The following is a 12,786-nucleotide window of genomic DNA, read 5'->3' as shown; positions in this document are numbered from 1 at the left end:
GTCAACTTTAGACGAGATCTAAGCTAGGATGGCTTCCTGACAGCACAGGAGGCCATCTCCCATGTACGAACCGATCCGCACCAAGTCGGTGCACAGCACGATGGCCGGTACGCCTTCCGACTTCCCCCACCGGACGCGCGAGGAGGAGCTGGACATCCAGCTCGCCGGACATCTCGCGGCGCTGCTCGCCGTCACGGACGAACTGCGCGGCCTCACGCCGTCCACGGACCTCGACGCCGCCGCGACCCGGCTGGCCGAGCAGGTGGCCAGGCTGCGGGGCGGACGTACGCCGGTCCGCGCGTCGCCGGCCACGGTCGGGCGGCCGGCACCCCTGCACGCACGCGCCCACGCGCTGGCCGGCCGTGCGCTGGTCGTCGCCGCGTCCCGGGCGGACACGGCGGCGGCGATCCTCGCGGCGGAGCGCATGGACGCCCACGCGGCGGCCACCGGACTCACCGTCACCGCCTGACCCGGGCGACCCGCCCCTTCCGACGGCCCCGGTCCGCGCGCCCCAACCCCGCGCGGACCGGGTTGCCACACCTCCCGCCGCGCCGTCGGCCGGCTCCCGTCCCGCCGTGGTAATCCGGGACGTCCGATTCACCCCCCGTTCACCCCCGTCGCCCAGGAACGTGGAGTTCCGCGAGCACGCTCCGGGGCGTGAGACGTATCGCGGGAATCGTCCTGGCGGTGCTGCTGATCGGTGGCGTGGTGGCTGCCGTCGTCGCGGGCCGGCAAGGGGACGACAAGGGCACGGCAACGAAGACCGTGCGTGGTGTGATCGGTTCGGAGAAGTCGGACTTCTTCGCCGATCCCGATGTGGTGAAGGCCCTCGCCGCCAAGGGCTACACCGTGCGGACGGAGGCGTCGGGGTCCTGGGCCATGGACGGCCTGGACCTGAAGGGCTACGACTTCGCGTTCCCGTCCAGTTCGGCGCCCGCCGACCAGCTGGCCGCGAAGTACCACGCCCGCCAGCCGCTGCCGAGGCCCTTCTACTCGCCGCTCGTGGTGGTCGCCCACCGCAGCGCCGCCGACGTGCTGGCGGCCAACGGCCTGGCCGTGCTCGACGGCAAGGGCAAGGGCACCCTGAAGATGGCCGCCTACCTGGACGCCGTGCGGCACGACCGGACCTGGCAGCAGCTCAAGGGGGCCACGGCGCACGGCGAGCTGACCGGGACGCTGTACATCACCAGCACCGACCCGGAGACCTCCAACTCGGGCGCCCTCTACCTCGCCGCCACCTCCTACGTCGCCAACGGCGGCCGGGTGGTGGCGGGCGACGCCGACATCACGAGGACGGCGCCGCTGCTGCACCAGCTCGTCAGCGTGCAGGGCGCCCAGCAGCCCAGCAGCGACTCGGTCTTCCGGGACTTCATCAGCGGTGCCGGCAACCCGCTGGTGTGCCTGTACGAGTCGCAGGTCGTCTCGCTGCTCGCCGAACAGCACGGCGCCGACGACCTGGTGGTGCTCTACCCGGACACCACGGTCAACAGCGACCACACGATCGTGCCGCTGGACGACGCCGGGCGGGGGCTCGGCGAACTCCTCAGCACCGATCCGACCCTGCGGGGGCTCGCCGTGAAGCACGGCTTCCGGCCCCAGGGCGACTCCGCCGAGTTCGTCACGGCCACCGCCGACCGGGCCGCGTACCTCAACCAGACACTGACCGGCGTCCGGCAGGCGCCCGTGCCCACCTCCGCGGTGCTGCACGAGATGGCCCGCCGGGCGCGCGGCTGACGGGGGGATCCTGTGAGCAACTTCGACAAGATGAGGCCGAGCGGCGGCGCGCACCCGCCCACGCTGAGCGGCGAGGACGTCTTCACGCTGACCCCGCCCGAGGCGGTCGCGCCGGTGCCGCGGGAGAAGGCGGGCGGTCTCGTGCCCGTCGACGAGGGCGTCCGCACCGACATGGCGCACCGGGCCTCCGTGTACGTCCGCGACCTCGCCGCCCTGGACGCGCGCTCCCCGGAGTTCGCGAGCAAGGTCGGCGAGATCACCGGGCTCGGCGCCGGCGAGATGCGCAGCGCCGCCTCGCAGTCCAACCGCATGCTGGAGCGGGCCGTCCGCAGCCTGCCCGACAAGGGCGGCGACGCCCAGGGCAAGGTGGCCGGATCGCTCGTCGAACTGCGCCGTGTCGTCGAGGACCTGGACCCGCGCGACCTGCCCGCGGGCAAGGGCCGCAAGTTCCTGTCCCGGCTGCCCGGCGGCAACCGGCTCCGCGACCACGTCGCCAAGTACGCCTCCGCGCAGGGCACGCTGAACAAGATCGTGGGCTCGCTGCGCGGCGGGCAGGACGAACTCCGGAGGGACAACGCCGCGTTGCAGACCGAGCGGGTCCGGCTCTGGGAGACCATGGGCAAGCTGCAGGAGTACGTCGTGCTCACCCAGGCCCTGGACAACGCCGTGGAGCAGCACATCGGCCGCCGCACCGACCCCGAGGAGGCCGACGCGCTCCGCGCGGACGTGCTCTTCCCGGTCCGGCAGAAGCACCAGGACCTGCTCACCCAGCTCGCGGTGTCCGCGCAGGGCTACCTCGCGATGGACGTCGTACGCCGCAACAACGACGAGCTGATCAAGGGCGTCGAGCGGGCCGCGACCACCACCGTGTCGGCGCTGCGGATCTCGGTGATGCTGGCCTCCGCGCTGGACAACCAGAAGAAGGTCATCGAGCAGGTCAACGCGTTGCGCGGGACGACCGAGGACCTGATCCGGGGCAACGCCGAGATGCTCGCCGGGCAGAGCGGGGAGATCCAGCGCATCGCCGCCGACCCGGCCGTCGGCGCCGAGACGCTGCGCGCCGCCTTCCAGCAGATCTACCGCACGCTCGACGCCATCGACACCTACAAGGTGCAGGCGACCGAGGTGATGGCGAACACCGTGCAGTCCCTCACGGACGAACTCCAGTCGGCCAGTGCCTACCTGGAGCGCAGCCGCTCCAAGGGCGTGCTGGAGGGCGGCCCGGCATGAACAGACGCCCGCTGCTGACCCTGCTCGCCACCGCCGCCCTGCTGACCGGGTGCACCTCCTCGGGGAGCCACCGCGCCGACGACGCCACCGCGCCGAAGCCGGGCACCCTGCGGGTCCTGGCCTCCTCCGAACTCAGCGACATGACGGCCGTCCTCGACCGGGTCCGCGAGGACACCGGCGTGACGATCCGCCCCACCTACATGGGCACCCTGGACGCCGTGGACCTGGTCGCCCAGGGCAAGGCGGACGGGAGGTACGACGCGCTGTGGCTGTCCTCCGACGACTACCTGCGGCTGCGCCCGGAGGCGGCGAGGAAGGTGGTCTCGGAGACCTCGGTCATGTCCAGCCCGGTCGCGATCGGCGTGAAGACGGCCACGGTCGCCTCGCTCGGCTGGAAGCCGGCCGACGTCACCTGGTCGCAGATCGAACAGGCCGTGGAGGGCGGCAGGCTGACCTACGGCATGACCGACCCGGCCCGCTCCAACTCCGGCTTCTCCACGCTGGTCTCGGTGGCGTCCGCGCTCTCCGGCGCCCAGTCGGCGCTCACCGACGCCGACGTGGCCAAGGCGACCCCGCGGCTGAAGAAGTTCTTCAAGGGCCAGACCCTGACCTCGGGCTCCTCCGGCTGGCTGGCCTCCGCCTACCGGCGGCGCGGCGACGTGGACGCCCTGCTCAACTACGAGTCGGTCCTCAAGGGCATCCCCGGCCTCACCGTGATCCGTCCCAGCGACGGCGTGATCACCGCGGACTACCCGTTCTCCTCGCTGGCCGCCTCCTCCGCCGGCACCCGCGAGGACGTCCGCCGGGTGACCGAGGACCTGCGGACCGCGGCCGTGCAGAAGCTGATCACGGACACCACGCACCGCCGCCCGGTGGTCGCCTCGGTGCCGCCCGCCGCCGGCCTCGACACCTCCCGCCGCCGCGAACTCCCCTTCCCCGGCAGCAGGTCGGTGGCCGACGGGCTGATCTCCGCGTACGAGAACGAACTGCGCAGGCCGTCCCGCACGGTCTACGTCCTGGACACCTCGGGCTCGATGGAGGGCGACCGGCTCGCCCGCCTGAAGAAGGCCCTGACCGACCTCACGGGCGACTTCCGCGACCGCGAGGAGGTCACCCTGATGCCCTTCGGCTCGGACGTGAAGGACGTCAGCACGCACGTCGTCGACCCGGCCGACCCGGACACCGGGCTGAACGCGATCCGCGAGGACACCGACGCGCTGCGGGCCGCCGGCGACACGGCCATCTACACGTCCCTGGAGAAGGCGTACGACCGGCTGCGCACCGACCGGGACACCTTCACCTCGATCGTGCTGATGACGGACGGCGAGAACACCACGGGCGCCAAGGCCGGCGCGTTCGACGCCTTCTACCGCGGCCTGTCGGCCGACCGGCGCAACATCCCGGTCTTCCCGATCCTGTTCGGCGACTCCTCCCCCGCCGAGCTGCGGCACATCGCCGACCTGACCGGCGGCCGCCTCTTCGACGCCCAGCAGGGCTCCCTGGACGGCGCCTTCGAGGAGATCCGTGGCTACCAGTAGGTTTCTCGGCTTCCTGGAGTCCCGCAAGAACCTCACCGGTTCGGCGGGCGGCCTCCTCGGCCTGGTCCTCACCTTCACCGGGGTGGCGGGCCCGTACTGGCCGGTGGTGGTGGCGGGTCTGTACGGCGCGGGCGCGCTGATCGCGCCGCCGGAGCGGCCGCCGCTGCCGGACTTCCCGACGCCGTCGGCCCAGTTGGAGGGGGTGCGGGCCGACTTCGGCAAACTGGAGACCTATCTGACGGAGGTCGGCCTGCCCGCCTCCGCCGGGGCCCGCCTCACCGAACTGACCGACCTGCTCACCGCGTTGCTGGACCCGGGCTGGGCGGCCGAACTGCTGGCCCAGGACCCGGAGGGCGTGCACGTGCTGTCCCGGACGGTACGGCAGGACATCCCCGAGGCCGTCGACAGCTTCGTCCGGACGAGATGGTGGACCCGCCTCACTCCCGGCCAGGAGCCCCCGGAGCAGCACTTGGAGCGCCAGCTCACCGTCCTCAAGGAGGAGGCGGAACGCCTGGCGGCAACCCTCAGGGACACAGAGGCCAGACGCCAGGAAACACACACCCGCTACTTGGAGGAGAGGGGCAACTGAAACGCCCCTTCAGGGGCGCTGGGGGTACCCCCGGCCGAAGGCTGGGGGAGGAACTGCGCGACCGGCCACGACGGCGCCGCACCCGACCACGCAACCCCCCACAGGCGAAGGCCCGCCGCCCCCGCCCCCGTCGGGGCGGACGGGAAGTGACGGGAACGACGGGCCGAGGGCCGCACACGCCGTTGTGCGCGGCCTCGCCGGTCTCACACCGCGGCCGGCCGTGACGATCGCTGGTCAGGGCACATCCCGAACCGGCCGCGGAGTCTTGGGGACAGCGGGACTCAGCCCAGGCGCTCCACCAGCGCCCGGTACTCGTCCCACAGCTCCTTCGGCGTGTGCTCGCCGAAGGTGTTCAGGTGGTCGGGGACCAGCGCGGCCTCCTCGCGCCAGATCTCCTTGTCGACGCTGAGCAGGAAGTCGAGGTCGCCGTCGGCCAGGTCGAGCCCGTCGGTGTCGAGGGACTCCCGCGTCGGCAGCACGCCGATGGGCGTCTCCACACCCTCCGCCTTGCCGTCCAGCCGCTCCACGATCCACTTCAGGACCCGCGAGTTCTCGCCGAAACCGGGCCAGACGAACTTGCCCTGGTCGTTCTTGCGGAACCAGTTGACGTAGTAGATCTTCGGGAGCTTCGCCTGGTCCTTGTCCTTGGCGACGTCAACCCAGTGGGCCATGTAGTCGCCCATGTTGTAGCCGCAGAACGGGAGCATCGCGAACGGGTCGCGGCGCAGCTCGCCGACCTTGCCCTCGGCCGCGGCGGTCTTCTCGGAGGCCACGTTGGCGCCCAGGAACACGCCGTGGTTCCAGTCGAAGGACTCGGTCACCAGCGGGACCGCGGTGGCGCGGCGGCCGCCGAAGAGGATCGCCGAGATCGGCACGCCCCGCGGGTCCTCCCACTCCGGCGCGATGATCGGGCACTGGGCGGCGGGGACGGTGAAGCGGGCGTTGGGGTGGGCGGCCGGGGTCTGGGACGCCGGGGTCCAGTCGTTGCCCTTCCAGTCGGTGAGGTGGGCCGGGAGCTCCTCCGTCATGCCCTCCCACCAGATGTCGTCGTCGTCGGTGAGCGCCACGTTGGTGAAGACCGCGTTGCCCCACAGCGTCTTCATCGCGTTGGCGTTGGTGTGCTCGCCGGTGCCGGGCGCGACGCCGAAGAAGCCGGCCTCGGGGTTGATCGCGTACAGGCGGCCGTCCTCGCCGAACCGCATCCACGCGATGTCGTCGCCGATGGTCTCGACGGTCCAGCCGGAGACGGTGGGCTCCAGCATGGCGAGGTTGGTCTTGCCGCAGGCGCTCGGGAAGGCGGCGGCGACGTACTTGGACTCGCCCTGCGGGGGCGTGAGCTTGAGGATCAGCATGTGCTCGGCGAGCCAGCCCTCGTCGCGCGCCATCACGGAGGCGATGCGCAGGGCGTAGCACTTCTTGCCGAGCAGGGCGTTGCCGCCGTAGCCGGAGCCGTAGGACCAGATCTCGCGGGACTCGGGGAAGTGCGAGATGTACTTGGTCTGGTTGCAGGGCCAGGGCACGTCGGCCTGGCCGGGCTCCAGCGGGGCGCCGAGGGTGTGCACGGCCTTCACGAAGAAGCCCTCGTCGCCGAGTTCGTCGAGGACGGCCTGGCCCATGCGCGTCATCGTGCGCATGGAGGCGGCGACGTAGGCGGAGTCGGTGATCTCCACGCCGATCGCGGAGAGCGGGGAGCCGAGGGGGCCCATGCAGAACGGGACGACGTACATCGTCCGGCCCTTCATCGCGCCGCGGAACAGGCCCTGTTCGCCCGCGAAGCTGTTTCCTTCTCCGGTAAAGATGGCCCGCATCTCGGCGGGGGCCTTCCAGTGGTTGGTGGGGCCGGCGTCCTTCTCCTGCTCGGAGCAGATGAAGGTGCGGTCCTCGACCCGGGCGACGTCGGTCGGGTCGGACGCGGCGTAGTAGGAGTGGGGGCGCTTGATCGGGTCGAGCTTCTTGAAGGTGCCCTTCGCCACGAGCTCTTCGCACAGTCGCTCGTACTCGGCCTCGGATCCGTCACACCAGACCACACTGTCCGGCTGCGTCAGTTCGGCGATCTCGTTGACCCACGAGATCAGTTCCTGATGTTTGGTGGGGATGACGGTGGGAGCCGCGATGTCGCGCGCCACGATTGCTCCTAAATGAGGGATTTTTTGATCTTCTGGTCCGCTGAGGACCTTGTCGCCCCGTGGGGGCTGCGACCCGGATGCTTCTCGTAGCCGCTCATCCGGTGCCGACCGCACTCATTTGATCCTCCGACTCGATCACCCATCTGTCCAGAGGGAGTCACAGATGAGCGACGTGAGGAAGGCCACGGTCGCGGGGTCGACCTGCGCTTCTTTGCGTCCACATTGAGTTCGCCTCAAGGTCTTTTTGCCCGGCGGGATGAGCGGGGCCGGGGCCCGTGAGACGATGACCACTCCAGGACCGTCATCGGCCGGGACTGATCCGTAACTTACGGTTCCGTAGGTACGATGCGGTCCATGACTGCGCCCGTCCCCGACGCGCCCTCGGATTCGCCGGCCGCCGGCCACGGCTCCAGTGCGCTCTCCTCCCTGTCGCACCAGGTCAAGCCCAAGTTGCGCGGCTGGCTGCATCTGGGCATGTTCCCGGCCGTACTCGTCTCGGGTCTCGTCCTCACCGCCCTCGCCGACTCGCCGCGCGGCCGCGTCGCCTGCGGGATCTACGTCCTGACGGCGTGTCTGCTGTTCGGCGTGAGCGCGCTCTACCACCGGGGCAACTGGAGTCCGCGCATGGACGGCGTGCTGCGCAGACTCGACCACGCCAACATCTTCCTGATCATCGCGGGCACCTACACCCCGCTGACCCTGCTGCTCCTGCCGGCCTCGAAGGGCCAGTGGCTGCTGTGGGGCGTGTGGGCCGCGGCCGCGGCCGGCATCGTCTTCCGGGTCTTCTGGGTCGGCGCCCCTCGCTGGCTGTACACGCCCTGCTACATAGCGATGGGCTGGGCGGCGGTCTTCTACCTGCCCGACTTCATGCGCACCGGCGGCATCGCGGTCCTGGTCCTGGTGATCGTCGGCGGCCTCCTCTACAGCGCGGGCGGCGTGATCTACGGCATCAAGCGCCCGAACCCGTCACCGCGCTACTTCGGCTTCCACGAGGTCTTCCACTCCTTCACGCTGGCCGCGTTCGTCGTCCACTACGTGGGGATCTCCCTGGTGGCCTACCAGCACGCGTAGTCCCGCTCCCGCTCCCGAAGCGGCCACGGCTCCCGAGCCGTGGCCGCTTTTTCCATGCCCTGACATCCGCTCCCCATTGACAGACACTACATTTTGAGAGCTACTCTCATTTCATGGCTACTGTCACTCAACTGGACGACACCCACCGCGACCCCCGCCGCTGGTGGGCCCTGGGCGCCCTGGTCGCGAGCATGCTGGTGCTCGGCTTCGACACGACGATCCTCAACGTGGCGCTCCCGACGATGGCCGGGGACCTCGGCGCCACCACCAGTCAGCAGCAGTGGATGGCCGACGCGTACGTCGTCGTCTTCGCCTCGCTGATGCTCCCCGCCGGACTCCTCGGCGACCGCTTCGGCCGCCGCCGGATGCTCGTCGCCGGCCTGGTGGTCTTCCTGGCGGGATCCCTGGTCGGCTCCCTCGCCGACGACGTGAACTGGGTGATCGCCGCCCGCACGGTGATGGGCGTCGGCGCGGCACTGGTGATGCCGCTCGCCATGTCCGTGCTGCCCTCGCTGTTCGGACCGCAGGAGCGCACCCGGGCCGTCGGCATCGTCTCGGCCGCCTCGGCGCTCGGCCTGCCGCTCGGCCCGATCATCGGCGGTTTCCTGCTCAACCACTTCTGGTGGGGCTCGGTCTTCCTGATCAACGTCCCGATGGCCGCCATCGGCATCACCGCCTGCGTCTTCCTGCTCCCCGAGACCCGCGACCCCGCCTCCCCCAAGGTCGACGTCCTGTCCACCGCGCTCACCGCGACCGGCCTGGGCGCCCTGATCTACGCGATCATCGAGGCCCCCGACCGCGGCTGGGGCGACCCGCTGGTCCTGGTCCTGCTGGCGGCCGCCGCCGCCCTCATCACGGGCCTGGTGCTGCGCGAACGCCGCGTCGGGCGCCCCATGCTCGACATGAGCCTCCTCGGCCACCGCGGCTTCCTGCTCAACACCCTCGCCGCGACCCTGGTCATGTTCGTGCTCTCCGGGCTGCTGTTCGTGCTGCCGCCCTACCTCCAGGCGGTCCTCGGCAACGACGCCTTCGGCACCGGCCTGCGGCTGCTGCCCATGATGGGCGGCCTGCTGGTGGCCGCGCGGGGCGCCGAGGCGATCGTCGCCCGCTTCGGATCACGCGCGGTGATCGCCACCGGCCTGGTCGTCCTCGCCTTCGCCGCGATCCTCGGCAGCCGTACGACCGTGGACTCCGGCTACGGCTACACCGCGCTGTGGCTGTCCGTCGCGGGCCTCGGCTTCGGCTTCTCCGTGGTCCCCGCCATGGACGGCGCCCTCGCCGCCCTGCCCGCCGACCGGGCCGGCAGCGGTTCCGGGCTGCTGATGACCACCCGCCAGGTCGGCGGCGCCATCGGCATCGCGCTGCTCGGCAGCCTGCTCGCGAGCACCTTCCGTGACCGCCTCGACGTGACCGGCCTGCCCGCCGGGCTCGGCCACACCGCCGGCGAGTCCGTGGTCGCCGCCCACCTGGTCGCCGCGAAGACCGGCTCGGCCCCGCTCGCCGCCTCCGCGGACGCCGCCTACGTCCACGGCATGGGCCTGGTCCTGCTGGTGTGCGGCATCGCCGCGCTGGCCACCGCGCTGCTGGCGGCCGCGTTCCTGCCGGGCGCCCCGGCCGCCCGGAAGACCACGGGGCAGGCCGACGGGAACGAGGACCGGACCGTGGCCCCCGCCACCACCCATGGCGGACAATGACCAGCATGACGGCACCGCACACCTCCTTCTCCCCGGCCGACAACCCCCGGCTCGGCCTGCGCGAGCGGAAGAAGATCAAGACCCGCGAGGCGATCCGCGAGGCCATGTACGCGCTGGTCGAGGAGCAGGGGTACGAGGCCACGACGATCGAGCAGATCGCCGAGCGGGCCGAGGTGTCGCCGTCCACCGTCTTCCGGTACTTCCCGACCAAGGAGGACATCGTCCTCACGGACGAGTACGACCCGCTGATCCTGGAGGAGCTCCGCGCCCGGCCCGCCGACGAGCCGTGGCCGGAGTCCCTCCGCCACGTGATGCACCGGGCGGTCGCCCTCGGCATGAAGGACGCCCACTCGGTGTCCCGGCTGCGCACCCGCCTGATGGTCGAGGTGCCCGCGGTGCGCTCCCGGATGATGGAGAGCATGTCGGAGACCGGCCGGCTGCTCTGCCAGGCCATCGGCGAGCGCACCGGGCGCGACCCGCACAGCCTGGAGGTGCGGGTCTACGCGATGTCCATCGTCGGCGGGCTGATGGAGACCTCCATGTACTGGGCGGAGCAGGACCACGCGCCCGAGTTCGAGACCCTCGTGGACCGCGCGCTGAACGTCATCGAACACGGGCTGCCGGCCGAAAAACCCTGAGGCCCCGGCCGCCCGGCGTGCCATCCTGACCAGGTGAACACCGTCGAGATCCGTGTCGAAGTCGCCCCCGAGCTGGCCCTGTTCGTGCCCCACGCCCGCCGCAGCGGCGCGCACCCGCTCGCCGTCGACGGCGTCTCCACGCTGGGCCACGTGATCGAGTCCCTGGGCGTCCCGCTCACCGAGGTCGGCGCCCTGGTGGTGGACGGCCGGGAGGTCCCGACCGGGCACGTCCCGGCGGCCGGCGAGTCGGTGGCGGTACGCGCGGTAAGGCGCCCGCAGCACGTCCCGGGCGCCCCGCTCCGCTTCCTCCTCGACGTCCACCTCGGCACCCTCGCCCGCCGGCTGCGCCTGCTCGGCGTGGACGCCGCCTACGAGTCCACGGACATCGGCGACCCGGCCCTCTCCGCCCGGTCGGCGGCCGAGAAGCGCGTGCTGCTCAGCCGCGACCGCGGCCTGCTGCGCCGCCGCGAACTGTGGGCCGGCGCCTTCGTGTACAGCACCGGCCCGGACGAGCAGCTGCGCGACGTCCTGGACCGTTTCGCCCCCGAGCTGCGCCCCTGGACCCGCTGCACGGCCTGCAACGGCCTGCTGCGCAAGGCGACCAAGGAGGAGGTGGCGGACCAGCTGAAGGGCGGCACGCAGAAGTCGTACGACGTCTTCGCGCAGTGCGCCGAGTGCGGCCGCGCCTACTGGAAGGGCGCGCACCACGAGCAGCTGGAGGCCATCGTGGAGCGCGCCCTCGCCGAGTTCGCCTGAGGTCCGGCGCAGGTCAGCTGCGGCCCAGCGCCCGGTACTCCCAGCCGGCCGCCCGCCACTCGGCGGGGTCCAGGGCGTGCCGGCCGTCCACGACCCGGCGCCGGTTCACCACGGCGCCCATGACCTCCGGGTCGATCTCCCGGAACTGCGCCCACTCGGTGAGCAGCACCACCACGTCCGCGCCGGCGGCGGTCGCGAGCACGTCGGTGCCGTAGGTCAGCTCCGGGTGCACGCGGCGGGCGTTGTCCATGGCCACCGGGTCGTAGACGGTCACCTGGGCGCCGGCCCGGTGCAGTGCGGCGGCGACGTCCAGCGCCGGGGCGTCCCGGACGTCGTCCGAGTCGGGCTTGAAGGCGGCGCCCAGCGCGGCCACCCTCGTGCCGGCCAGTTCCCCGCCGGCCAGCTCGCGGACCAGGTCCACGGTGCGGGCCCGGCGGCGCTGGTTGATCCCGTCCACCTCGCGCAGGAACGCCACCGCCTGGGCGACGTCCAGCTCCTCGGCGCGGTGGATGAACGCCCGGATGTCCTTGGGCAGGCAGCCGCCGCCGAAGCCCAGGCCCGGCTTGAGGAAGCGGCCGCCGATCCGGTCGTCGTAGGCCAGCGCCTCCGCCAGCAGGTGCACGTCGGCGCCGGCCGCCTCGCAGACCTCCGCCATGGCGTTGATGTAGGAGATCTTCGTGGCCAGGAAGGAGTTGGCGGCGACCTTGACCAGCTCGGCGGTCGGCAGGTCGGCGACCACCACCGGCGTGCCCTGGGCGATGACCGGCGCGAACGCGGCGCGCAGCCGCTCCTCCGCCCACGCGGACTCGGTGCCGAACACCAGCCGGTCGGGGTGCAGGGTGTCCTCCACGGCGAAGCCCTCCCGCAGGAACTCCGGGTTCCAGGCGAGTTCGACCAGGTCGCCGGCCGGGGCGGTGGCGCGGACCAGCTCCGCGAGCCGGGCCGCGGTGCCCACCGGCACCGTGGACTTGCCGACCACCAGGGCCCGGCGGCGCAGGTGCCGGGCCAGCTCCGTGACCGCGCCCTCCACGTAGGTGAGGTCCGCCGCGTAGGAGCCGGGCTGCTGCGGGGTGCCCACGCAGACGAAGTGGACGTCGCCGAACTCGGCGGCCTCCGCGAGGCTGGTGGTGAAGTGCAGGCGGCCCGATTCCTGGGCCTTGACCAGGAGTTCGGGCAGACCTGGCTCGAAGAACGGCACCCGGCCGGCTCTCAGCAGCTCGATCTTCGCGTGGTCCACGTCGACGCCGAGCACGTCGAAGCCGAGCGCGGCCATGCACACGGCGTGCGTGGCGCCCAGGTAGCCGGTGCCGATGACGGTGAGACGGGGCGTGCCGGTGCCGTCGTGAGAAGTGTCCATGATGCCTCCGAGAGGGGTTCCCGAGCAGAGAGCGCGCATGCCGAAGGCGCGCG

The 12,786-nt window shown here is 71.7% G+C and carries 11 protein-coding genes; 9 read left to right on the top strand and 2 right to left on the bottom strand.

Going from position 1 to position 12,786, the window contains the following annotated elements; all coding sequences use genetic code 11:
- Nucleotides 1-61: 61 nt before the first annotated feature.
- The 5 genes from ACIQOE_RS16645 to ACIQOE_RS16625 all read left to right on the top strand — a co-directional run bounded on the left by ACIQOE_RS16645 (nucleotide 62) and on the right by ACIQOE_RS16625 (nucleotide 5,091).
- Nucleotides 62-469: a hypothetical protein gene (locus ACIQOE_RS16645; protein ID WP_365563303.1), complete on the top strand. Its 408-nt coding sequence runs from the start codon at nucleotides 62-64 to the stop codon at nucleotides 467-469.
- A gap of 188 nt (nucleotides 470-657) precedes the next feature.
- On the top strand, nucleotides 658-1,734 hold the full coding sequence (locus ACIQOE_RS16640; protein ID WP_351318720.1) for a hypothetical protein: 1,077 nt from the start codon (nucleotides 658-660) through the stop codon (nucleotides 1,732-1,734).
- 30 nt (nucleotides 1,735-1,764) lie between these two features.
- Nucleotides 1,765-2,964 (top strand): toxic anion resistance protein, encoded by a 1,200-nt coding sequence (locus tag ACIQOE_RS16635; RefSeq protein ID WP_365563409.1) that lies wholly within the window; start codon nucleotides 1,765-1,767, stop codon nucleotides 2,962-2,964.
- A complete protein-coding gene (locus ACIQOE_RS16630; protein WP_401412079.1) occupies nucleotides 2,961-4,502 on the top strand; it encodes a substrate-binding domain-containing protein in 1,542 nt (513 codons plus the stop codon). The genes ACIQOE_RS16635 and ACIQOE_RS16630 overlap by 4 nt, the downstream gene beginning before the upstream one ends.
- Nucleotides 4,489-5,091: a hypothetical protein gene (locus ACIQOE_RS16625; protein WP_365570909.1), complete on the top strand. Its 603-nt coding sequence runs from the start codon at nucleotides 4,489-4,491 to the stop codon at nucleotides 5,089-5,091. The genes ACIQOE_RS16630 and ACIQOE_RS16625 overlap by 14 nt, the downstream gene beginning before the upstream one ends.
- Before the next feature lie 281 nt (nucleotides 5,092-5,372).
- On the opposite strand, the gene ACIQOE_RS16620 is transcribed toward ACIQOE_RS16625, so the two are convergent.
- On the bottom strand, nucleotides 5,373-7,217 hold the full coding sequence (locus ACIQOE_RS16620) for a phosphoenolpyruvate carboxykinase (GTP) (protein WP_401412077.1): 1,845 nt from the start codon (nucleotides 7,215-7,217) through the stop codon (nucleotides 5,373-5,375).
- Nucleotides 7,218-7,571: 354 nt separating this feature from the next.
- Between ACIQOE_RS16620 and ACIQOE_RS16615 the strand changes: the two genes are divergently transcribed.
- The 4 genes from ACIQOE_RS16615 (at nucleotide 7,572) to ACIQOE_RS16600 (ending at nucleotide 11,376) form a co-directional block, all read left to right on the top strand.
- On the top strand, nucleotides 7,572-8,288 hold the full coding sequence (locus ACIQOE_RS16615; protein ID WP_351318712.1) for a hemolysin III family protein: 717 nt from the start codon (nucleotides 7,572-7,574) through the stop codon (nucleotides 8,286-8,288).
- A 113-nt stretch (nucleotides 8,289-8,401) separates the two neighbouring features.
- Nucleotides 8,402-9,982 (top strand): MFS transporter, encoded by a 1,581-nt coding sequence (locus tag ACIQOE_RS16610; protein ID WP_401412075.1) that lies wholly within the window; start codon nucleotides 8,402-8,404, stop codon nucleotides 9,980-9,982.
- Nucleotides 9,979-10,620, top strand: coding sequence for a TetR family transcriptional regulator (locus ACIQOE_RS16605; RefSeq protein WP_351318708.1), 642 nt, complete (start codon nucleotides 9,979-9,981; stop codon nucleotides 10,618-10,620). The genes ACIQOE_RS16610 and ACIQOE_RS16605 overlap by 4 nt, the downstream gene beginning before the upstream one ends.
- Before the next feature lie 33 nt (nucleotides 10,621-10,653).
- Nucleotides 10,654-11,376, top strand: a complete 723-nt coding sequence (locus ACIQOE_RS16600; RefSeq protein WP_365563313.1) for a Mut7-C RNAse domain-containing protein — start codon at nucleotides 10,654-10,656, stop codon at nucleotides 11,374-11,376.
- A 13-nt stretch (nucleotides 11,377-11,389) separates the two neighbouring features.
- On the opposite strand, the gene ACIQOE_RS16595 is transcribed toward ACIQOE_RS16600, so the two are convergent.
- Nucleotides 11,390-12,733, bottom strand: a complete 1,344-nt coding sequence (locus ACIQOE_RS16595) for a UDP-glucose/GDP-mannose dehydrogenase family protein (RefSeq protein WP_365570900.1) — start codon at nucleotides 12,731-12,733, stop codon at nucleotides 11,390-11,392.
- Nucleotides 12,734-12,786: the final 53 nt, after the last annotated feature.

It is taken from the genome of Streptomyces sp. NPDC091282 (assembly GCF_044757385.1).
Taxonomy (GTDB): domain Bacteria; phylum Actinomycetota; class Actinomycetes; order Streptomycetales; family Streptomycetaceae; genus Streptomyces; species Streptomyces gramineus.
This window is presented reverse-complemented; position numbering and strand designations above follow the sequence as displayed.